Source organism: Photobacterium sp. R1, from assembly GCF_054600795.1.
On record NZ_BAAHZP010000865.1, the window covers coordinates 1 to 244 of the forward strand.

General features: G+C 45.9%; 1 pseudogene. It reads left to right on the forward strand.

From position 1 onward, the window contains the following. Nucleotides 1-244 (forward strand): annotated as a pseudogene (locus ACYP03_RS27540) (DDE-type integrase/transposase/recombinase); the annotation flags it as partial.

Consider the following 244-nt stretch of genomic DNA (forward strand, 5'->3'; position numbering starts at 1 on the left):
ACCTATTTAGCCGACTCGTAGTGGGATGGGCGCTATCAGATAAACAAAATGCTGAGCTGACTTTTAAAGCCTTGGATATGGCTTGTGAACAACGAGGTCGACCTAGCCACGTAATGTTCCACTCAGACCAAGGATGCCAATATAGCAGCCGTTAATACAGTCAAAGGCTTTGGAGATATCGAATAACTCTAAGTATGAGCCGCCGCGGTAACTGCTGGGATAATGCTCCTATGGAAAGGCTATT